At 65.2% G+C, this 19,874-nt stretch carries 18 protein-coding genes and 1 tRNA gene; 15 read left to right on the plus strand and 4 right to left on the minus strand.

What is annotated here, in order from left to right:
• Positions 1 to 26: 26 nt before the first annotated feature.
• On the minus strand, positions 27 to 1,187 hold the full coding sequence (locus ACP69S_RS10060) for an aminotransferase (RefSeq protein WP_425996784.1): 1,161 nt from the start codon (positions 1,185 to 1,187) through the stop codon (positions 27 to 29).
• Between the two features lie 80 nt (positions 1,188 to 1,267).
• Here ACP69S_RS10060 and ACP69S_RS10065 point away from each other — a divergent pair, with 80 nt between their 5' ends.
• The gene (locus ACP69S_RS10065) at positions 1,268 to 1,723 is read left to right on the plus strand and encodes a GNAT family N-acetyltransferase (protein ID WP_425996786.1); all 456 of its coding nucleotides are present in this window, start codon (positions 1,268 to 1,270) and stop codon (positions 1,721 to 1,723) included.
• A 60-nt stretch (positions 1,724 to 1,783) separates the two neighbouring features.
• Positions 1,784 to 2,032: a GlsB/YeaQ/YmgE family stress response membrane protein gene (locus ACP69S_RS10070; RefSeq protein WP_425996788.1), complete on the plus strand. Its 249-nt coding sequence runs from the start codon at positions 1,784 to 1,786 to the stop codon at positions 2,030 to 2,032.
• A gap of 6 nt (positions 2,033 to 2,038) precedes the next feature.
• On the opposite strand, the gene ACP69S_RS10075 is transcribed toward ACP69S_RS10070, so the two are convergent.
• From ACP69S_RS10075 to ACP69S_RS10085, 3 genes are all read right to left on the minus strand, one after another.
• Entirely contained in the window at positions 2,039 to 4,456 is a 2,418-nt protein-coding gene (locus ACP69S_RS10075; protein ID WP_425996790.1) for a putative bifunctional diguanylate cyclase/phosphodiesterase, read from the minus strand.
• 213 nt (positions 4,457 to 4,669) lie between these two features.
• Positions 4,670 to 6,502, minus strand: coding sequence for a translational GTPase TypA (gene typA / locus ACP69S_RS10080; protein WP_425996792.1), 1,833 nt, complete (start codon positions 6,500 to 6,502; stop codon positions 4,670 to 4,672).
• A gap of 547 nt (positions 6,503 to 7,049) precedes the next feature.
• Entirely contained in the window at positions 7,050 to 7,988 is a 939-nt protein-coding gene (locus ACP69S_RS10085) for an N-formylglutamate amidohydrolase (protein ID WP_425996794.1), read from the minus strand.
• A 167-nt stretch (positions 7,989 to 8,155) separates the two neighbouring features.
• Between ACP69S_RS10085 and cpdR the strand changes: the two genes are divergently transcribed.
• The 13 genes from cpdR (at position 8,156) to ACP69S_RS10150 (ending at position 19,715) form a co-directional block, all read left to right on the plus strand.
• On the plus strand, positions 8,156 to 8,512 hold the full coding sequence (gene cpdR, locus ACP69S_RS10090; protein WP_062144046.1) for a cell cycle two-component system response regulator CpdR: 357 nt from the start codon (positions 8,156 to 8,158) through the stop codon (positions 8,510 to 8,512).
• 114 nt (positions 8,513 to 8,626) lie between these two features.
• Positions 8,627 to 8,701, plus strand: a tRNA-Val gene (locus tag ACP69S_RS10095).
• A 574-nt stretch (positions 8,702 to 9,275) separates the two neighbouring features.
• Positions 9,276 to 10,976, plus strand: coding sequence for a polysaccharide deacetylase family protein (locus ACP69S_RS10100; protein WP_425996797.1), 1,701 nt, complete (start codon positions 9,276 to 9,278; stop codon positions 10,974 to 10,976).
• A gap of 23 nt (positions 10,977 to 10,999) precedes the next feature.
• Positions 11,000 to 11,662, plus strand: coding sequence for a glycoside hydrolase family 16 protein (locus ACP69S_RS10105; protein WP_425996799.1), 663 nt, complete (start codon positions 11,000 to 11,002; stop codon positions 11,660 to 11,662).
• Between the two features lie 13 nt (positions 11,663 to 11,675).
• Positions 11,676 to 11,798 carry a hypothetical protein gene (locus ACP69S_RS10110; RefSeq protein WP_425996801.1) on the plus strand — a complete coding sequence of 41 codons (123 nt, stop codon included), beginning with the start codon at positions 11,676 to 11,678 and terminating at the stop codon, positions 11,796 to 11,798.
• A gap of 192 nt (positions 11,799 to 11,990) precedes the next feature.
• Complete coding sequence (locus ACP69S_RS10115) at positions 11,991 to 12,371, plus strand: response regulator transcription factor (protein ID WP_425996803.1); 381 nt, start codon at positions 11,991 to 11,993, stop codon at positions 12,369 to 12,371.
• Positions 12,371 to 13,447 carry a YaiO family outer membrane beta-barrel protein gene (locus tag ACP69S_RS10120; RefSeq protein ID WP_425996805.1) on the plus strand — a complete coding sequence of 359 codons (1,077 nt, stop codon included), beginning with the start codon at positions 12,371 to 12,373 and terminating at the stop codon, positions 13,445 to 13,447. Before ACP69S_RS10115 ends, ACP69S_RS10120 begins: the two co-directional genes overlap by 1 nt.
• A gap of 134 nt (positions 13,448 to 13,581) precedes the next feature.
• Positions 13,582 to 14,493 (plus strand): HEAT repeat domain-containing protein, encoded by a 912-nt coding sequence (locus tag ACP69S_RS10125; protein ID WP_425996807.1) that lies wholly within the window; start codon positions 13,582 to 13,584, stop codon positions 14,491 to 14,493.
• Positions 14,490 to 15,917, plus strand: coding sequence for a glycosyltransferase family 2 protein (locus ACP69S_RS10130; RefSeq protein ID WP_425996809.1), 1,428 nt, complete (start codon positions 14,490 to 14,492; stop codon positions 15,915 to 15,917). The genes ACP69S_RS10125 and ACP69S_RS10130 overlap by 4 nt, the downstream gene beginning before the upstream one ends.
• A gap of 315 nt (positions 15,918 to 16,232) precedes the next feature.
• Positions 16,233 to 18,746 (plus strand): ATP-binding protein, encoded by a 2,514-nt coding sequence (locus ACP69S_RS10135; RefSeq protein WP_425996811.1) that lies wholly within the window; start codon positions 16,233 to 16,235, stop codon positions 18,744 to 18,746.
• Positions 18,743 to 19,126 (plus strand): response regulator, encoded by a 384-nt coding sequence (locus ACP69S_RS10140; RefSeq protein WP_425996813.1) that lies wholly within the window; start codon positions 18,743 to 18,745, stop codon positions 19,124 to 19,126. The genes ACP69S_RS10135 and ACP69S_RS10140 overlap by 4 nt, the downstream gene beginning before the upstream one ends.
• Positions 19,123 to 19,383, plus strand: coding sequence for an Hpt domain-containing protein (locus ACP69S_RS10145; RefSeq protein ID WP_425996815.1), 261 nt, complete (start codon positions 19,123 to 19,125; stop codon positions 19,381 to 19,383). Before ACP69S_RS10140 ends, ACP69S_RS10145 begins: the two co-directional genes overlap by 4 nt.
• A gap of 38 nt (positions 19,384 to 19,421) precedes the next feature.
• Positions 19,422 to 19,715, plus strand: coding sequence for a hypothetical protein (locus ACP69S_RS10150; RefSeq protein ID WP_425996817.1), 294 nt, complete (start codon positions 19,422 to 19,424; stop codon positions 19,713 to 19,715).
• Positions 19,716 to 19,874 lie beyond the last annotated feature (159 nt).

A 19,874-nucleotide genomic window follows, 5' to 3' on the forward strand; every position in this document is an offset into this window, starting at 1 on the left:
GGTGGTAGAGGCGGGGCGGGCCGCGATCAACCGCCGAGACTGGCCCGCGCCCGCGCCAGCCGCGCTATGGCTTCGTCCAGGGTGGCGTCGGCCTTGGCGAAGCACAGGCGGGCGACATGGGTGACCGGGTTCTCTGCATAAAAGGCCGACACCGGTATGGCCGCCACGCCGTGATCGCGCACCAGGGTCAGGCAGAACTCGCGGTCGCCCATTTCCATGCCAGAGGCGCGAAGGTCGACATTGAGGAAATAGGCGCCAGCGCAGGGCAGCACCTTGTAGCCGGCGCCCTCCAGCCCGGCCGTCAGCCTGTCACGCGAGGCCTGCAATCCGGCCGGCATGCTCGTGAACCAGTCGCGATGATGTTTCAGCCCCCAAGCCACGGCGGCCTGCAGGTTGGGCGGGGTGGTGAAGGTCAGGAACTGGTGGGCGGCCGCCAAGGCGCGGGTCAGGGCCGGAGCAGCGCACAGGAAGCCGACCTTCCACCCCGTCATGCCGAACATCTTTCCCGCCGAGCCGATCTTGACCGTCCGCTCGCGCATGCCGGGGAAGTCCATCAGCGAGCGGTGGCGATGGCCGTCGAAGGTCACGGCCTCCCAGACCTCGTCGCAGACGGCGATGGCGTCATGGGCGACGCAGAACTCGGCCAGTAGCGTCAGGTCTTCGTCCGGCGTCACCGTGCCGGCCGGATTGAGCGGGCTGTTCAGCACCACCATCCGCGTCTTCGCCGTAAAGGCGGCCTCCAGCATGGCGCGGTCGAACCGCCAGTTGGGCGGCTCCAGCCGCACGAGGCGCGGGACGCCGCCAGCCCGGCGCACCAGCGGCAGATAGGCGTCGTAGAGCGGCTGGAACAGCACCACCTCGTCGCCGGGCGAGATCAGTGACAGGAAGGCCGCCGCCAGGGCCTCGGTGGCGCCGGAGGTGACGGTGACCTCGCTGACGTCGAGATCGAGACCCTGGCTCAGGCGGTAGTGCTCGGCGACGGCAGCGCGCAGCTCGGGCAGGCCGCGCATCGGGGGATACTGGTTCGAGCCGGTCATCAGGGCCTCGGCCGCCTTGGCCCGCACCGGCTCGGGACCGGCGTCGTCGGGAAAGCCCTGACCCAGATTGATCGCGCGCCGTTCGCGCGCCAAGCCGCTCATCTCCTCGAAAACGGTCGTCGGCAGATTGTCGAACACCGGATGGACCATAAGCGCGTCTCGCCCTGTTGCCTGGCTCTTGTTGCCTGGCCCCTGTTGCCTAGAGCGTCTGATCGCACAATATCAATGTCATGCGCATCCTGCCTTTCGAACCCCGACACGCCGACGCCTGGCGCGACCTCAACACCGCCTGGATTTCCCGGCATTTCACGATGGAGGCCAAGGACCACGAGGCGCTGAACGACCCGGTGGGAAAGATCCTCGACAAGGGCGGCCACATCCTGATGGCCGAGACTGAGGACGGCGACGTCATTGGCTGCGTGGGGCTTATACTACTGGCTGATGGCGGTTTCGAAGTGGCGAAGATGACGGTGACCGAGCACGCTCGGGGGACCGGTCTGGGCAAGCTGCTGATGCAAGCCTGTATCGACAAGGCGCAAATGATGGGCGCGCCGCGGCTCTATCTGGAGACCAATTCCAGCCTGGCGCCGGCCCTGGGCCTCTATCACGCGATGGGTTTTGTCGACTTGCCGGCCTGCGATACGCCCTATGCGCGATGCAATGTCTGGATGGAACGGAAGATCTGACGCAACCTTCACCGGAGCTCACGCATTCCGAAGGCGCAACTGGGCTATCAGGAGAGACAAATGAGCGGCGTAGGCATCATCGGCGCGATCATCATCGGCATTCTGGCCGGTTGGATCGCCGAACAGATCATGAAGCGCAATCACGGTCTGCTGACCAACCTGATTGTTGGTGTGATCGGTTCGTTCCTGGGCGCGTTTGTCGCCAGCATGCTGGGCATCAACTTCGGCGGCTTCATCGGCAGCCTGGTGATCTCGACCGTCGGCGCGATCCTGCTTCTGGCCCTGCTGGGTCTGATCAAGAAACGCTAAACGAGTTCAGGCCGAGGCGGAGGTCGAACCGGCTTCCGTCTCGGCCGCCTCGACGCTTTCGCGTCGCATGCGGCGCGCCAGGTCGCTGAGCAGGAAGTTGGGGATATCGCCGACCGGCATAGGGCGTCCGAACAGGAAGCCTTGGAAGTGGTCGCAGTGCATCTCGCCCAGCATCCGCGCCTGATCAGCAGTCTCGACACCCTCGGCGGTGACCTGCAATTTCAGGGTCTGGCCCAGCAGGGTGATCGTGCGGACAATATCGGTGATGGCGGCGTTGTCGCTCATCTCGGCCACGAACGAGCGGTCCAGCTTGATCTTGTCAAACGGGAACCGCCACAGATAGGCCAGGCTGGAATAGCCGGTGCCAAAATCGTCCATGGCGATCTTCACGCCCAGGGCTTTCAGAGCCGTCAGCTGCTCCATCGTCCGGGCCGTGTCGTTCAGCAGCAGGCCCTCGGTGATCTCCAGCTCCAGCCTTGACGGGGCCAGGCCCGAAATCTTCAGCGCGTGAGCCACCTGTCCGACCAGATCGCCCGAGGTGAACTGGTTGGGCGACAGATTGACAGCCACAGTCAGCGGCGCGGGCCAGCCGGCGGCCTGTTTGCAGGCCTCGTGCAGCACCCATTCGCCGATCTTGCCGATCAGGCCCCATTGCTCGGCGCATTCGATGAAGTCGCCGGGCGGCACCAGACCGCGACGCGGATGCTGCCAGCGCAACAGCGCCTCGAAGCCGGTGATGTCATGCTCGCGGCAGCCGATCAGGGGCTGGAAGAAGACTTTCAGTTCCTCGTTTTTCAGGGCGGCGCGCAGGTCCATCTCAAGCGCGCGGCGCTCCTGGGCCCAGATGTCCATCGACATCTCGAAGAAGCGATAGGCGCCGCGACCGTCGCCCTTGGCCCGGTAAAGGGCCAGGTCGGCGTTCTTCAGCAGGCTGTCGGGATCGGCCGCGTCGGTCGGAGCGATGGCGATGCCGATGCTGGCGCCGATCAGCACGTTGTGGCCCTTGATCTCATAGGGCTGCGACAGGGTCTCGACGATGGTGCGCGACAGCTCGCCCAGCACATCGGGCGAGTGGGCCGGCGCGACGACCACAGCGAACTCGTCGCCGCCAAGGCGGGCCACGAAGCCGGCCCCGCCGACGCAGTCGCGCAGCCGGGCCGCGACCTCGATCAGCAGGGCGTCGCCCACAGGGTGGCCCAGGCTGTCATTGACGCCCTTGAAGTAGTCCAGGTCCAGGCACAGAACCGCGCAGCCCGCCGCATCCGACCCGCCGTGCTCTCCCCACGACTTGCTGAGCACCTCCAGGAAGGACAACCGGTTGGGCAGCTGGGTCAGGACGTCGAAATGCGCCAGATGCGAGATGCGCTCCTGGGCTTCGCGCGCGACGGTGACGTCGGCCCCGACGCCGCGGAAGCCGGTGAAGGCGCCGTTCATGTCGTGGATCGGTTTGGCGCTGATCGACCACCAGCGCGTTTCGGCGTCTGCAGCGACGGAAACTATCACGTCACGGAAGGTCTTATGTTCGCCAAACAGCGCCGCCAGCGAGGCGAGCGGACCGGCCGGGCTCTCGGCGGCGGGGCCACAGAACGAGGCCAGGGTGCGGCCAACCAGGGCGGCCCTGTCGGCGCCGGCCGCGGCGGCCATGCGGTCGGACACATAGGTGAGGGCGCCCGTCTCGTCGATTTCCCAGAGCCAGTCGCTGGCCCCTTCCTCGAAGTCGCTGAGCAACAGGCTGACGACCTGGCGTTGGCGTTCCAGCTCCTCGCCGGCTACCAGGCGCTCGCAGAATACCTTTGCGTGCGACAGGCAAGAGACGCTGACCACGAGGTAGCAGAAGACCAGCAGGCCGCCCAAGGCGAGCAGGATCGGGTCGCCGCTTCCAAGAAGCACATAGAGCGCGCCGATGACCATCGGCGTCGAATAGGCGATCGCGGCGGGCGGCAGGGTCAGCAGGGCGAAGCCGCCGCAGCCGATCATGCCGGCGATAACCGAGGCGATCAGCATGTGCATATTGCCGGTGGGGTCGTCGCCCTGCACGGCGATGATCGGCAGCGCCCCCCAAAGGGTGCCCAGCACCCCGGCTTGGCAGGTCAGGTTGCGCAGGCCGCGGGTCGAGACCGTGGTCTTGCCGCTCTTGCGGCGTTTGGCGGCGAGCCAGCCACGCAGTCCGAGCAGGCCGTAGCTGACGACCAGGCACGCCCAGATCGTCAGGGCCAGGCGTTGGGGCGTCTCTTGGCCGGCGAAGGTGATCAGCAGGGCGATGACGATATTGGCGGCCATCATCACGGGCGTCAGGCGCAGGATGCTGACCAGCTGTTCCATGCGCACGCGGCCGGCCATCTCTTCGGGCACGGTCGGCAGAATGCGCGCGAACAGGGCCGAGAGACGCCCATCGCCGGTCGAGCTTGCCGCGGCTGAACGCACAGTGCGCCGTCCTGATTTTTCCCCAGGACGAAGACGTCCCTCGACGACCTTGCGCGGCCTTTGGTGAACCAGTGGTTAAGTCTTGTGCAACGGCGCTTCTCTTGAGTTGCGCCGCGTCATTATGTGCAGCCGGAAACGGTCGTGTTTTTCGCAAACAAAAAGGCCGCCGTCCCGAGGGGCGGCGGCCTTTCGTGTTCTACAGGACGTGAAGTCCTATTCTTCCTTGACGCGACGCTTGCGGAACGACGGGTTCAGCGTCTGCTTGCGCAGGCGGATGTTCTTGGGCGTCACTTCGACCAGCTCGTCTTCCTCGATATAGGCGATGGCCTGTTCGAGGGTCATGCGGCGCGGCGGGGTCAGGCGAACGGCTTCATCCTTGCCCGAGGCGCGGATGTTGTTCAGCTGCTTGGCCTTCATCGGATTGACGTCGAGGTCGTCCTGACGGGCGTTCTCGCCGATGATCATGCCCTGGTAGGTCTTCTCCCCGGCGCCGACGAACATCGTGCCGCGATCTTCCAGGTTCCACAACGCGAAGGCGGCGGTTTCGCCTTCCGAGTTCGAAACCAGCACGCCCTTGCGCTGGCTGTCGATGGCGCCCTTGTAAGGCTCGTAGTGGCTGAACACGCGGTTCAGCACGCCCGAACCGCGGGTGTCGGTCAGGAACTCGCCCTGATAGCCGATCAGCGAACGCGACGGGGCCACCAGTTGCAGGCGGGTCTTGCCGGCGCCTGACGGACCCATGTCCTTCAGCTCGGCCTTACGCATCGACAGCTTTTCGATGACGATGCCCGAGAACTCATCGTCGACGTCGATCATGACGTCTTCGATGGGCTCAAGGCGCTTGCCGGTTTCCGGATCGGTCTGGAACACCACGCGCGGTCGGCTGATCGAGACTTCGAAGCCTTCGCGGCGCATGCCTTCGATCAGCACGCCCAGTTGCAGCTCGCCGCGGCCGGCGACTTCATAGGCGTCGCCCTCGGCCGTTTCGCTTACCTTGATGGCCACGTTGGATTCGGCTTCCCGCAGCAGGCGGTCACGAATGACGCGGCTTTGGACCTTGTCACCTTCCTTGCCGGCCAGCGGGCTGTCGTTGACCGAGACGGTCATCGAGATGGTCGGCGGATCGATCGGCTGGGCGGGCAGGGCGTCGGTGACTTCCATGGCGCACAGGGTGTCGGCCACGGTCGCTTTGGACAGGCCCGCGATGGCGACGATGTCGCCGGCTTCGGCTTCTTCGACCGGCTGGCGCTTCAGGCCGCGGAAGGCCAGCACCTTGGTGATGCGGCCGCGCTCGATTTCCTTGCCGTCCAGCGACAGGGCGTGGATTGCCATGCCGGGGACGGCCTTGCCCGAGGTGATGCGGCCGGTCAGCAGGCGACCCAGGAAGGGGTCATTTTCGATCAGGACCGACAGGATCTGGAACGGCTTGTCCACGTTCTCGACGACCTTGGGCTCGGGCACATGGCGCACGATCAGGTCGAACAGGGGAGCCAGGGTGCTGTTGGGCTGGTTCATGTCCAGCGTGGCCCAGCCGTTCTTGCCCGACGCGTAGATGTGCGGGAAGTCCAGCTGCTCGTCCGTGGCGCCCATGGTGGCGAACAGGTCGAACACGTCGTTCAGGATCCGGTCCGGATCGGCGTGCGGACGGTCTATCTTGTTGAGGCAGAGGATCGGACGCAGGCCCATCTTCAGGGCCTTGCCCAGGACGAACTTGGTCTGGGGCATGACGCCTTCTTCGGCGTCGACCAGGATCACGCAGCCATCGACCATGCCGAGGATGCGTTCGACTTCGCCGCCGAAGTCGGCGTGGCCGGGGGTGTCGATGATGTTGATGCGGGTCTCGCCCGCCTCGCCATGCCACAGGACGCTGGTGCACTTGGCCAGGATGGTGATCCCGCGCTCGCGCTCCTGGTCGTTGGAGTCCATGGCGCGTTCGGTCATGGCTTCATTCGCGCGGAAGATGCCGGACTGAGCCAGGAGCTGATCGACGAGCGTGGTCTTGCCATGATCGACGTGCGCGATGATGGCGATGTTTCGCATAGACATGGAGAAGGCGAACTTTCGGGGAAGAGAACGGGTTTAACGCTGCGCAGCGTCAGGCGCGCGGCTTTTACGCGACTGCGCTGCGTTTATCCACCCCACCTCTTGCAAAAGAGGATTCAACGGAAACCGGTGTCAGCGCGAAAGCCTTGATTTGGAGGGGTTTGAGCGGCCCCCAAGGCCAAGGTCGTTTCACGCGCAACTAATTGTGCAGTGCAGCATGCCTTAAAAATGGGCGATTGTGACAGATCAGCGTTCCATAATCCCTGTATCGCAAAGGGTTTATCTATATACCCCTTCAGAAAAATCGACATTCGGGTCCACTTTTCCACTTGTCCGATTTCGCACCGCACCCTATAAACGGGGTGTGAGGCGGCCTTGCCGCTTCTGCCCTTCCTGGGCGTTTCCTCCCTAATGAACTGCCCGGCTTTCGAGCCGGGCTTTTTTTTGGCCCGAACGCTGGTAGCGGTCTCAGCGACATTCCGCCTCGCTTCCGGGAGGGGAAAGCAGGGGCAGGCTCTACAAGAACGCGGGAAGATGGCGGTCCTGAGCCCTAACGCAGGCTCGACACATCCAGATCCGCCAGGGCGCGCGTCAGACGTTCGGCGTCGGCGGTCAGCCTCGCCAGACCCTCGGTCGGCTCGCGCGTCGCTTCATCCATATAGAGCGCGCGGTTGATCTCGATCTGCAGGGCGTGGGTGCGCGTTGCGGGGCGGCCATAGTGCTCGGTGGTGTAGCCGCCGGCATAGGGGGCGTTGCGGGCCACTCTATAGCCCAGTGATTCCAGCTCGCGCTCGACCAGGGCCGTCAGCTTGGGCGAACAGGCCGCGCCGAACCGGTCCCCCAGAACGATATCGCATGGCCCGCCGCCTCTGGCCCTCTGGCCGCGCGCCGCCGCCGCCGGCATCGAATGCCAGTCCACCAGAATCGCGCAGCCATGCGCCGCCCGCGCCGAGGCCAGCAGGCGGTCCAGGGCGTCGTGATAGGGGCGGTGGGCCAGCTCGACCCGCGCCTGGGCCTCGGCAAAGGTCAGCTTGCGGGCATAGATGGGGCGCCCCTCTGCGGCGACCCGAGCGATGGCGCCCAGACCGGCGGCCACCCGGGCCGAGCGGCTCCTGGCGTATTCGGGCAGTTCGTCCTCGAACATCGCCGGGTCCAGTTCCCAAGGCTCGCGGTTGAGATCGATATAGGCCCGGGCTAGTCGGGCCCGGATCACCGCCGCGCCGAGGGCCGGCGCCCCGCCGATGATCTGATCGACAAAGGCGTCTTCCGAGCCCCGGATCGCCTCGGCGTCGAGACGCGCGGCAGCCATCATGTCGGCGGGATAGATACTGCCCGAATGCGGGGAGGCGAAAACTAGGGCGGTCGGCGGCGGGGTGGGCTCCGGCGCGGCTCGCAGAAGGTCGTGAGCCGGGCAGGCAAGGGGATCGACGGGCGACGCCACGGCTGCCGCCGGCTGCTTCCTCGTCGCGATAGGATCCCAAGCGCTCATGAGCCATAGTCGCAAGGCGCGCCCGGCGCGGTCAAACACCTTTGGGCCAACACCTTCAGGAAAAGTCGGGCGTTCATATCGAACACGGCGCCAAGTTCATCCCCGATTTACAGTCGGCGGGTTACAATGGACGCCCAACTCCGACGATCTGCGGAAAAAAGACCGATATGGCTCGCATCCTTCTCGCCGAAGACGACGATTCCCTCCGGGGTTTCCTGGCTCGCGCCCTGGAGCGCGCCGGATTCGAGGTGCAGGCCTGCGCGGATGGCGAGGAAGCCGTCCAGCATCTCGATCACCCGTGGGACCTGCTGCTGACCGACATCGTCATGCCCGGCATGGATGGTATCGAGGTGGCGCGCCAGGCCGCTGCTCGCGATCCGGCCCTGCGCATCATGTTCATCACCGGTTTCGCCGCGGTGGCCCTTTCGGCCCAGGACCGCGCGCCGGCCGGCGCCAAAGTGTTGTCCAAGCCTGTTCACCTCCGCGACCTCGTCGCCGAGGTCGAAAAGATGATGGCCGCCTAAATTTTTCCCCTCCCATAATTTAAATCTGGCGGCTTGCGCGATGAGAAAGCCGCCGCTATACCCCGTCACCTTCCCGCCCAGGACGCTTTTACAGTGCTTCAGGGTCGCTTTGGCGGATGCGTAGCTCAGCGGGAGAGCACCTCGTTGACATCGAGGGGGTCACAGGTTCAATCCCTGTCGCGTCCACCATTCCCTTCCAAAGACATAGCCAAGGCGGGGATCTGAGATCCACAGATTTCCCCCCAGAATGCCCACTTTTCCGATCCTAAGCGGGCGTCAATTTCTTGCAGGTCGACCCCAAGATCCTGGAAGTCTGCTGCGCTGGTCCGGTGTTTGCGGGGGCCGAGCTACGTCTTTGGCCGGTGAAGTGTCGGGATTGATGGAGGCGATAGGCCGGGTTCGCGCTCGACTGACTGGGCGAAGCAGATCTAGGTCTGCCTAAGGCGGCCTGGCGTGCCAAAATAGGCTGCGCGCCAATTTCAGCCATCGATGAGGTGCCGGCCGACAGGCCTGCCGGGTGAAATCTGGCGCTCCACAACGCATGTCCTTCGCGCCAAGAGGGCTCATGCGCGGATTTGCCCGGTCGCGCGGCGCTCGTTTCCTTGGTCATTAGGTTTGTCGCCCCGTTTGGTGACGACGCCATCGTTACGCATCGAAAGTTGACCGGTTCATGAAGCTTGGATCTCGTGTGCTCGTCGTCGCCCTGCTAGCGGCCTTTTGCGCCGGGGGGCTCTGGCTCTAACGATCAAGACCAGACCCCGCGATGATCAACGTCTATCCCGGGCTGCGGGGCCCAACCTCAAACACGGACATTGTGGCGCCGCCGCGCACGGAGCTCTCCCAGTTCGATCGTGGCGGGGACCATCGGCTTGCCGTTCTGGTCACCGACCCGCAATCGGGGTGGCTGGGCCTAATTCGCGGGCTGCAGGCTCACGGTGTGCCGTTCACCGTCACTCGGGATGTCAGCAAGGCCCTGCGTCATAAGGTCGTGCTGGCCTATCCGATCATCTCGGGAAGAGTGTTGTCGGGCGACGACATCCGGGCCCTGGCCCAACATGTCCGATCGGGCGGCACAGTGGTGGCCTTCAACCTGGCCGGCGGCGGATTGTCGGAATTGTTCGGCGTGGGGGAAGGGCGGGAGGGCGCTACCCGCACGCGCATGACGTGGAGCGCCCCGGCGGCCACGTCCCAGGAGGCGACAATCGTCGTGTCGAGCCGGGGTGAGTCAAGAGTTCAAAGCGTGGGCTACGCGCCAGGATCGGCCAGGGTGCTGGCGCGGTTCGAGGATGGTTCGGTCGCCGCCAGCTGCCGCACGGTTGTCGGCCAGGCCTGCGTGCTCGGCGTGGACTTGGGGTCGCTGGCGCAGAGGGCGCTCAATGGGCGGGCCGAATCCATGGCTCGGAGCTATGTCAACGCCTACGAGCCGTCGCTGGATTCTCTGTTCTGGTGGATACGGGACCTGTACGTCGCCGGCGAACCCACGCCTTGGCTGGTATCGACCGTTCCGGCCGGCAAGGTGGTGTCGATCCTGCTTACCCACGATGTCGACTACGGGCCCTCGATGGACAATGCGCCGGCCTATGCCGAGGTGCTACGCGCGCGCGGCCTGAGGGGCACGTTCTTCGTGCAGACCAAGTACATGAAGGACTACAATGACCGGCCCTTCTTCGACGCGGCCGCAATAGACGATGTGCGGGCCCTGGTCGATCAAGGCATGGAAGTGGGAAGCCATACGGTTGCGCATTCCGGGGCTTTCGAGATGATGCCCATGGGATCGGGCCGTGAGCGCTATCCTCAGTATCGGCCGTTCGTGGAGAGTGTCAGCCGCGTGCGCGGCGCCAGCGTGCTAGGGGAACTGCGCGTCTCCAAGTTCCTGCTGGAGCGCCTGGTTGGGGCCAGGGTGGTCTCCTTCCGGCCGGGGCGGCTGTCCTATCCCTTTTCTCTGCCCCAGGCGCTGCAGGCCACGGGGTATAGCTACTCGTCGTCGATCACCGCCAACACCGTACTTTCCCATCTCCCGTTTCAGATGACTCACGACCGCGCCGACGGCGCCTTACAGCCGATCTTCGAGTTTCCGGTGACCATAGAAGACGAGGCGGGCGCGCCTCTGGGGCAGCGGTTCGACGCCGCCAATGTCGTAATCGAGAAGATCGCTCGCGAGCATGGCGTGGCCACGATCCTGATCCACCCCAACATCATCGGCCACAAGCTGGAGTTCGAGGCACGCCTCGTCGATCACTGGAAGGACCGGGCCTGGTTGGGGTCGGTCGACGACTTCGGCGACTGGTGGGCGGCCCGCGACGCGCTGGAGGTCGATGTCACGCAGCGAGGGGCCGGCTCCGCGCTGGAGATCCGGGCGCCTCGCAAGGTCTCCGGAGTCGAGATCATCCTGCCGAAGTCTGGCGGTCGGCGCGTCGGCGTGAACCTGCCGGCCGGCGGTCAGGCGGCGGTCGCCTTGCCATGACACGGGCGGCATTGGCGAGTGTCTTGGCCCTGCTGGTCGTCGGCCCGGCGGGGGCGGCGACCCAGGCTCTGATCTGGTCCGATGAGTTCGACGGCGCCAAGCTCGATACCGGCAAGTGGACGGCGCGGCGCGATTGTTGGGGTGGCGGCAACGAGGAGCGTCAATGCTATGTCGACGACGCCGAGACGATCGCCGTCTCCAACGGCATGCTGCGGATCACCGCGCGCCAGCAGGCGGTCAGCGGCCGGGCGCGGCCCGAGGGAGATCCGTCTCCTGATGAGGTGTCGCGAGACTTCAGTTCGGGCCGGATCGAAACGCGCGGCGCAGCATCGTTCCGCTACGGCCGGATCGCCGTGCGCGCCAAGCTACCGATCGGCCAGGGCCTCTGGCCAGCGATCTGGATGCTGCCCGAGCATGACAACTACGGGCTCTATCCGCTGTCGGGCGAGATTGATATCGCCGAAGCGGTGAACCTGGGCGTGCGTTGCCTCGGCTGCGCCGATCGTGTGCAGGGGGCGGTGCATGACGGACCCGACCTGCGGCGCAATCACATGCGTAGCGGTGCGGCGCCGTTGCGCAACGTGGCGGCGTTTCACGTCTATATCTTTAGATTGGACACCGACGAAGATGACGTGGTCGATCGACGGCAAGCCCTATTTTTCACAGCCCACGCGCCAACCCTTTGACCAGCGATTTCACGTGATCCTCAACCTCGCGGTCGGCGGGCGCTGGCCCGAGACGACTGGACGAGGCGGTGTCGACGAGGAGATCTTTCCTGCGTCCCTGCTGATTGATTGGGTGCGCGTCTACGCCGAACCGTAAGGTCCTTCACCGGTGTAGTTGAGGGCGTTTTGCGTGAAATCGTCAATGCCTGCGACAATATATCCACTTGTTTCGCTTAATCGTGAAATCGTCTTAACCTAGTTTGAATATATCTTGTGGGATGGAACTGTCCAGGGCGCGAATCCGCTGTGGCTGAGCTTTCGGATTGAACTGTTTGATTAAGGTAGGTCAATGGACAAGACGATTGTTCTCGTCGCCGATGACGATCCGCTTATGCGCAGCATCCTCGAACATAAGCTCTCCAGGGCCGGTTACACCGTGGCCTTGGCGGAGGACGGGCAGGCGGCCTTGGAGCAGGCGCGAGCGCTTAGGCCCGCGATCGTGGTGCTCGACGCCATGATGCCCATCCTCGACGGCTTTGAAGTGCTCCGGCGGCTGAAGGGCGATGACGCCACCCGATGCCTGACTGTGGTGATGCTCACGGCCCTGAAACGCCAGGACGACATCGTCAGCGCCCTGCAACTGGGCGCGGCGGACTACCTGCCCAAGCCGTTCAATCCCGATGAACTTGTCGCTCGCTTGGCTCGCCTGGCGCCCGCCGAGGCCGCGTGATGCTCTGGCTCGTTGTCGCGGCCCAAGTCGCCGATCCATCCTATGCTGCGGCCGTGGAGGCACGCGCGAACGGGCGGACGCCTGAAGCCGTCGCCGCTTTTGAAGGTCTCTCGCGCGAGCGGTCCACAGACGCCGATGTCTGGCTGAACCTTGGCTTGGCCTACACGGCCGCAGGGCGATATGAGGACGCTGACCGAGCGTTGGAGGCGGCCTTACGATTGGCGCCGACCTATCAAGACGCACGGATCGCCTACGCTCGCTCGGCCTATTTCAGCGGCCGTCCCGCGGTGGCGCGGGCTCGATTGGCGCCGGTCGTCGTCGGCCCCGACGCCGGCGGTCCGGAAGCTCAAACCCTGGCCCAGCAGATTCGCGCGAGGCCGGACGAAGAGGCCGCTGTCTGGCGCCTCGACCTGGCCCTCGCCCGCAGCGAATTGTCAGAGGGGCTTGGCCACTGGTCCTCCACGGTGGTCAGCGCAGGTCGGCGCAAAGGGCGCGACACGGCTGTGCTCGCGGTCGATCGCACCGTGCGTTTCGGGCGCTCGGACGTCTATGTCGAGGCGACGGGCGCGCGGACGCTGGGGAGCGACCGCGATGTCTGGCTTGCGATCGGGGGCACGCCGGATGCGGACTATCGACCCCAGATCGCCCTGCGAGCCGGCGGATCGATGCGCCTGGGACCCGCGCGGGCGTGGACCACGAGGGTCGGAACAGACGGCAGTTGGGCCCGGTACTCAGTGGGCGATGTTCGCAGCGTCCAGCCCTATGTCAGCCTAGCCTTGGGCGAGCAAGCCGCCGTGACGGCGCGTTCCTACCTCACGCTCGACGAACGGGATGAATTTCGGGCCGGCTATTCTGTCAGAGGCGACTGGCGTCTGCGCCACGACATCCGCCTGTCAGCAGGTTGGGCGGATGCGCCGGAAAGCTCCGATGGTCAGACCGTCAAGGTCAGAGCGGTGTCGGCGAGCGCGGCTTTCGAACTGAGCGCGGATCTCGCCGTGCAACTGGGTTTCACGCATGAAATGCGCAAGACCTACGACCGCGACGAGGTGGCGTTGGCCCTGACGAAGCGGTTCTGATGCCTCCCCTGGCCGCGATCTGGATCACGGCTCTTGGGTTGATGACGCTAGCCTTGGCTTGGATGACCAGCCTCATTGTGAGACGGCTTATTCACGAGGCGGGCGGCGCGCGGCGCGCGGCTGACCGACGGGCTGTGACCGACGGGCTGTCGGGCCTTTTGTGCGAGGCGCCGGGCGCCGCTGACAAGCTGCGCCCCTATATCGGGCGGGCCAGGCTGATGGCCGAAACCCTGCTTGAATTCCAGGGACTGATCCGAGGATCCGATCAAGACCGCGTGCTGGGCGCGTTGCGTGAATTGGGCTTGGTCAGGGTGCTGGCTGACCGCCTCGAGTGCGATTCGCGAATGGGGCGGCTGACGGTGTTGGAAGCTCTGGCGGCTCTGGGCGGCGAGGAGGCGCGCATTGCGATGCGAAACGCGATTGGCTCGTCCCGTCCCGAGGTGCGCATGGTCGCCGTCAAGGCCCTGGCGGACGCCGGCTATGCGCCCAGCATCGGTCGGCTTCTGGATTACGCGGTTTCTGGAGAGCTGACGCCTTCCAAGCTGTATGCCGAGCTGGTCCGCCAGATCACGGCGGCGGCGCCCGAGGCGACTGTCCAGGCGCTGGAACGCGGCGACCTCAGTCCCGTGCTCCGCACCCTGGCAATCGACGCCTTGGGATTGAGTGGGGACTACCAGGTATTGCCATCCCTGATCCTGGCGGCCGGAGATGATGATCAGGAAGTGCGCACCGCCGCAGTGCGGGCCCTGGGCCGACTGCAGCATCCTGCTGGAGAGGCGGCGATAGGACGAGCCATGCAGGACGAACGCTGGGTCGTTCGTTCGGTGGCGGCGGAAGCGGCGGGGCTCGCCGGCTTCTCGCGATTGGTCCATGACTTGGATCTACTGCTGGGCGATCCGGAGTGGTGGGTGCGGTTCCGTGCTGGCGAAGCCCTTGTGGCGCTGGGCGGGGAGGGGTTGTTCCTGCTGAATCGCACCGCAAGCGGTGAGCGCCCCTTGGCGCACCGAGCGGCCGAATCGGCCCTTGCTGAGCAAGCCGCGCGATGAATGGACTGCACGCACTGGCGCATGGGGTGATCCAGGTCGCGCAAAGCATCGCCTGGGCCGTCATCGTCACGGGCTTGCTGCAGAACACGCTCTATCTGTTGCAGCTCGTGCTGGCGGCCCGGGCCCTGTCACAGAACCCCTCGATCGGCACGCCGACGGTGCTTTGGCGTCGTTTCGCCGATGCCGCCCCGCCTATCACCCTGATGGCCCCGGCCTATAACGAAGCGCTGACCATCGTCGAGAGCATTCGTTCACTGCTGGCGCTGCAATATCCAAACTTCGAGGTGGTCGTCGTCAATGACGGGTCCAAGGATGAGACCCTTCAGGTCCTGATCGACGCCTTCGAGCTGACCCCGACCCAGCGTCACTATCACTTGACCGCCGCCTGCGCGCCCATCCGCGGGCTGTACAGTGGAGCCAAGCAGCCCAAACTGCTCGTGGTCGACAAGGAAAACGGCGGCAAGTCCGACGCCCTCAATGCGGCCCTGAACCTGTCGCGCGCGCCGATCGTCTGTTCGATGGACGCCGACTCGCTGCTGGAGCCTGACGCCTTGCTGCGCGCCGTGCGGCCGTTCGTGGAGGACCCCGAGCGCACCGTAGCGGTGGGGGGCACGATCCGCATCGCCAACGGCTGCAAGATATCCCATGGCCGCGTGGTCGAGGTTGGCGCGCCTCGCAATCTTCTCGCCCTGCTTCAGACCGTTGAATACCTCCGCGCATTTCTGATGGCGCGGCTGGCCTGGAGCAAGCTCGACGCCCTGACAATCATTTCCGGCGCGTTCGGGCTTTTTCGGCGCCAGGCCGTGCTCGACGTCGGCGGCTACAGCCACGGTACGGTCGGTGAAGACATGGAGCTGGTGGTCAAGCTCCACAAGCACTTCCGACGGCTCGGCAAACCCTATCGGATCGCCTTCACGCCCGAACCCGTGTGCTGGACCGAAGCGCCGGAAAGCTGGTCGGTGCTGGCGCGGCAGCGGGCCCGCTGGCATCGCGGGGCGATGGAGACCATCTTTCGCCACCGCGACATGATCCTCAACCCCCGCTACGGGCGTGTCGGTATCATCGGCTTTGGGCACATTCTCCTCGTTGACGTGCTTGGGCCAATCATCGAGGCTTTCGGCTATGTGCTGATCCCGGCCTTCTGGCTGTTAGGTCTCCTGTCGCTCGACTACCTCTTGGCGATGCTCGCGGTGACCTTCGGCTTTGGCGTGGTGATCAGTGTAGGCGCCCTGGCGTTGGAAGAGGTCGAGCTTCGTCGTTTTCCCAACGCCAAGAGCCTGCTGATCCTGATGGGCGCGGCGGTGCTGGAAAACTTCGGCTATCGCCAGATCAACAACCTGTGGAGGCTTCGCGGACTTTGGCAGTTCATGACCGGCGCTCAAGGTTGGGGCTCGATGACCCGCAAGGGATTCAGATCTGCCTAGTCGGGGCGAGGCTGAGGCGAGGGCGGCGTTTCGACCGCGAGCCGCAATTGCCGCTTGACCAGCAGCGTTGGCGTCACAGGCCACGCTAGCGGGGCTTGCCTGGAACGCAACAATGGGGGGCGCGGCGCTAGGTCGCAGGAGCGCGCGATCGCAAGGCGGGACAGCGTTTGAGCTTCAAAAGGATTGGCCAGAACCCGCCGGACACGTCGGCGCCGGGCGCCCACGCTTTGTTAGCGTTGACATCTTAAATGACGAGCGTGCGACTAAAGGCATAGCGCTTGCGCCCGAGCTTCGCTTGCCATTGGGAACTGCTTGATGTCGTTAGTCCCGCCTTCCCATTCGCCGGTCACCAAGGGTTTGCGGTTGCCCGCCGTGGTGGGACTGATCGTCGTGCCGCTTCTGTTGCTGACGATGGCGTTGGAAATTCGGCGGGAGTTTGATCGCGGGCGAGAACTTCGCGCCGCCGTCAACCACTCCTACGAGGAGCGGTTGCAGATGCAGACGGTGTTCTCGCTGATCCAGGACGCCGAAACCGGTCAGCGCGGCTATGTCATCACCGGCCAGAAGCGTTTCCTGGAGCCGTATACCCACGCCCTAGGCGCCCTGGGCCAGGAACGGAGCCGGCTGCGGAAGCTGCAGGAAAGCGAACTCGAACACCCCGGCGCCGATCGGGCCGAGCTTGCCGAGCTTGACGCGATCGACGCCCAGATCGGCGCCAAGCTGGCTTATATGCGCGAGACGATCGCCACGCGCGACACGCGTGGCGCGGTCGCCGCCCGGGTCATGGTCGGCGACGGGATCGGCAAGCAGATCATGGACGATCTGCGCCTGCGTATGGGGCGGATGTCCAGCGCCGAGACGCAGGCCCTTTCCGAGCGCATCGTCGCCGACGCCGAGCGAACGCGCGCGACCGAACATCTTACCCTGACACTGTTCCTGAGCCTTGCCCTGCTGTTGCTTGGGGCCTTCGTGCTGATCCTGTTGCAGGGCAGGGGGCGTCAACGCCTTCTCAAGAAGGTCGAGCTCAACGCCGCCCGAATGACGGCGATCTTCGACAGCGCCCAGGATGGGCTCTTGACCTTCAACCGTTCCGGCACGGTTGAGAGCCTAAATCGCGCTGGGCAGGCGATGTTTGGCTACGGGCCGATCGACACGATCGGCCGTGACGCCTCGATGCTGTTCGACATCCCCCAGGATGGCCGGCTGTTTCTCGACCGCTTAGGCGACGGACACGACCTGCGTGAGGGCCTGACCCGCGAGTTTCTGGCGCGGCGGAGGGATGGCTCGACCTTCCCGGCGGAAGTCTCGCTCGGACGCTTTGATCTCGCCAGCGGCGCCTATGTGGTCGCCGCCGTTCGCGACATGAGCGAGCGTCGGCGCATCGAGCAGATGAAGTCCGAATTCGTCTCTACCGTGAGCCACGAACTGCGAACACCCCTGACCTCTATCGCCGGCTCCCTGGGGTTGTTGGCGGGGGGAGCCGGGGGCGATCTGTCCGAGCGGGCGGGGCGGTTGGTGGGGATCGCCCACGCCAACTCCCAGCGCCTGGTGCGATTGATCAATGACATCCTCGACATCGAGAAGATCGAATCTGGCCAGATGACCTTCGCCATGGAGGCGATGGATGTCGCCGAGCTGGCGCGGGGCGCCCTTGACGCCATGCAGGGCCTGGCCGCCGAGCTTGGCGTGGAGATGGTGTTGACCGCGCCGGAGCCCCTCACCGTTCGGGGGGATGCTGACCGCCTGATCCAGGTGCTGACCAACCTCTTGTCCAACGCCGCCAAGTTTTCGCCAAAGGGGGAGACGGTCGAGATCAGCGTCTCCCGCCGCGAGGGCGGGCGGGCGCGGTTGAGCGTGCAGGACCGGGGACCGGGCGTGCCGGAGAGCTTCCGCCAGCGGATCTTCTCGAAGTTCGCCCAGGCCGATGGGTCCGATACCCGACGGCTCGGCGGAACGGGCCTGGGATTGGCCATCTGTCGCGAGATCGTCGAGCGGCACGGCGGGCGAATCTTCTTTGATTCCCCTCCCGGTGAAGGCGCGACCTTCCATGTCGATTTGCCGTTGTTCGACACGGACCCTTCCCAAGCGTCGGAACGACGACAGATCCTGATCTGCGAAGACGACGCCGACGCTGCGACGGTGCTTTCGGAAATGACGGCCGAGCTGGGGCTCGACGCCACGGTCGTCGGTACGCTGGCGGCGGCCGATGCGGCGCTGCGCGAGCCGATCCGCTATATCGCCATGCTCCTAGATCTGCGCCTGCCGGACGGCCACGGCCTTGACCTGCTGAAGCGGCTGAGGTCTCGACCCGAGACCCGTAGCTTGCCGGTGTTGATCGTGTCGGGCGAGGCCGCTTCTCCCCAGAGTCTGGACCTGCTCGACTGGCTTCAAAAGCCCGTCGATATCGAGCGGCTCAGGGCGGGCCTGGCCAATGCGCGTCGCGGCGAGTTGGCGCGCCTGCTGGTTTTACATGTCGAGGACGATCCCGACGTTCGGCAGATCGTCGCCACCGCGCTCTGCGATCATTGCGACATCATCGCCGCCGACAGCCTGAAGAGCGCTCGGCGCATCCTGCGCAATAGCTCTCCTCAGCTGGCTATCCTCGACGTGGCCCTGGGTGACGGCTCGGGGCTGGATCTGCTGCCTGATCTTCGCAAGCCGGGGCGACCGCCCGTGCCGGTCATCGTGTTCACCGCCCAGAGCCTGGACGACGGGCAGCTTACCGACTCGGTCGACGCCGTGTTGACCAAGTCGCGTGCGACCCTGAAAGAGCTGAGCGAGCGGGTTCAATTGCTGGCCGGCCGCGCGCTTGGGGAGGGAGCGCCATGACCGGCCTGAAGCTGATGTATGTCGACGACGAGCCTGATATTCGCGAGGTGGCCGCGTTCGCCTTTGAACTCGACCCGGAAATAGAATTGCGCGTCCATTCGTCGGGAGCGGCCGCGCTGGACGCTCTGGCGAGCGACCCGTGGCGCCCGCAGTTGATCCTGCTGGACGTGATGATGCCTGACATGGACGGTCCCACCACTTTGGATAGGCTCCGAGATGTCGCGGGGCTCGAAAATACCCCTGCCGTCTTCATCACCGCACGGGCCCAGCCACAGGAGCGCGCCGCCTTCATTGCTCGTGGGGCGATCGGGGTGATTGCCAAGCCGTTCGATCCGATGACGCTTGCCGCGGACATTCGCTCAATCGTGGCCGGCGCATGACCGATCCTCTCGCGCCCTTGCGGGCCAAGTTCATCGCGCGCTGCGCCGAGGATCTTCTCGTGGTCCAAGAGGGTCCGGCGGCCTCCGAACTGCCGCGCACCATCCATCGCATCGCGGGGGTCGCCGGCATGTTCGGCTATGAAGCCTTGGGCGCGTTAGCGGGCCGAATCGACGAGCGCGCCCACGCGGGGAAGGGTTTCGTCGAGCGTGAGCTGGCCGAATTGGCGGCGGCGCTAGCGGCAGTGGCGCGAAGCTAGAGCATCGCGCGGAATGGCTGAAATCCCACCCGAGAAGCTTGGATAGCTTCCCCGCAGATGCGCTGGCGCGGAGCGCCGCGGATGCGGCCGGCGCTTGGCGCCTATGGCTTGGGGTTGAACATGGCCGCGACACGCTTGGTCAGGACGTCGGGCGTGAAGGGTTTGATCTCGTCAAGGGGCGGGAGTTGCTTTTGCCCAGGAGTTTCTTCAAGATCGCCGGACCGGACCTGCGGTGCTGCTGGATGGTCAGCGAGAAGGTGACGAGCGGCCATGCCCAGTCGCTACGGGACTTCGATTTGGCAGGTCGGCCACACCTCGTTGACATCGAGTAGGGCACAGGTTCAATCCTCGTCGCGTCCACCATTCCTTTCCAAGACAAATTTGTCGGGACAGCGGTCTGCGACCTCCGTAGTCAGCGCCCTGATCTGGCGCAGGCCCGGCGTGTCCTGAACCCGCGGAGCCTGCGGACCGCTGTTCCAAGTCAGGAACGT

Source organism: Caulobacter sp. DWR1-3-2b1 (assembly GCF_049895765.1).
GTDB lineage: Bacteria > Pseudomonadota > Alphaproteobacteria > Caulobacterales > Caulobacteraceae > Caulobacter.

What these genes read in the sequence shown, in the direction of transcription:
- ACP69S_RS10060 (WP_425996784.1), bottom strand. Translation starts at nt 1,187, where the DNA reads ATGGTCCATCCGGTGTTCGACAATCTGCCGACGACCGTTTTCGAGGAG.
- ACP69S_RS10065 (WP_425996786.1), top strand. Translation starts at nt 1,268, where the DNA reads ATGCGCATCCTGCCTTTCGAACCCCGACACGCCGACGCCTGGCGCGAC.
- ACP69S_RS10070 (WP_425996788.1), top strand. Translation starts at nt 1,784, where the DNA reads ATGAGCGGCGTAGGCATCATCGGCGCGATCATCATCGGCATTCTGGCC.
- typA (WP_425996792.1), bottom strand. Translation starts at nt 6,502, where the DNA reads ATGTCTATGCGAAACATCGCCATCATCGCGCACGTCGATCATGGCAAG.
- ACP69S_RS10085 (WP_425996794.1), bottom strand. Translation starts at nt 7,988, where the DNA reads ATGAGCGCTTGGGATCCTATCGCGACGAGGAAGCAGCCGGCGGCAGCC.
- cpdR (WP_062144046.1), top strand. Translation starts at nt 8,156, where the DNA reads ATGGCTCGCATCCTTCTCGCCGAAGACGACGATTCCCTCCGGGGTTTC.
- ACP69S_RS10100 (WP_425996797.1), top strand. Translation starts at nt 9,276, where the DNA reads ATGATCAACGTCTATCCCGGGCTGCGGGGCCCAACCTCAAACACGGAC.
- ACP69S_RS10115 (WP_425996803.1), top strand. Translation starts at nt 11,991, where the DNA reads ATGGACAAGACGATTGTTCTCGTCGCCGATGACGATCCGCTTATGCGC.
- ACP69S_RS10120 (WP_425996805.1), top strand. Translation starts at nt 12,371, where the DNA reads ATGCTCTGGCTCGTTGTCGCGGCCCAAGTCGCCGATCCATCCTATGCT.
- ACP69S_RS10130 (WP_425996809.1), top strand. Translation starts at nt 14,490, where the DNA reads ATGAATGGACTGCACGCACTGGCGCATGGGGTGATCCAGGTCGCGCAA.
- ACP69S_RS10135 (WP_425996811.1), top strand. Translation starts at nt 16,233, where the DNA reads ATGTCGTTAGTCCCGCCTTCCCATTCGCCGGTCACCAAGGGTTTGCGG.
- ACP69S_RS10140 (WP_425996813.1), top strand. Translation starts at nt 18,743, where the DNA reads ATGACCGGCCTGAAGCTGATGTATGTCGACGACGAGCCTGATATTCGC.
- ACP69S_RS10145 (WP_425996815.1), top strand. Translation starts at nt 19,123, where the DNA reads ATGACCGATCCTCTCGCGCCCTTGCGGGCCAAGTTCATCGCGCGCTGC.